Below are 561 nucleotides of genomic sequence, written 5' to 3' on the forward strand. Positions count from 1 at the left end.
TCTCGACCACGCATAAACCTGCTACCTAAACTCATAAAGATAGAATTGTTTATTCCTTCCTTCAGAATGTATTCCATGGAGGACTTGGGCATGTCTGTCCGAGCCAAATGTTCTTTGAGCAACTCCATGAAGCGTAACTGACCATAGTGAATAGCTGGGTCTATAAATTTCTGACCTTCGGTTTTCCCCAATTGTTCAGCAACGTGAAGATAGCCTTTTGTTCCCAACTTGGCAATCAGGGATTCCCTGTATCTATCAATTAAGTTTCCCCAATCATTCTGGAAATTCTTGCCAGAAATAATCTTCTTAACGACACCATCTATAAAATCATCGAGATTCTTTTTACTCCACTTCCCCTCCGATGCAGCTCTTACATTTGCAGTTTGCATACGTATCATGCCTTGGAAAACGGAGCCTGCACCGATGATGGCTGGTGTCTTATTGTAAGCCTTATAGAACTCTTCGTTCTGCTTACGATGATAGTATCTGTAATCCTTGATGATGACGGGAGCGCAATATTTACTGAAGTATTGATTGAAGCAATACTCCAGCTCTCCGAAA

General features: G+C 41.5%; 1 pseudogene. It reads right to left on the reverse strand.

Features of this window, described 5'->3' with window-relative positions:
- Window positions 1-561, reverse strand: a pseudogene (locus HMPREF9304_RS14780) (hypothetical protein); the annotation flags it as partial.

This window comes from Hoylesella timonensis S9-PR14 (assembly GCF_000762405.1).
GTDB lineage: Bacteria > Bacteroidota > Bacteroidia > Bacteroidales > Bacteroidaceae > Prevotella > Prevotella timonensis_A.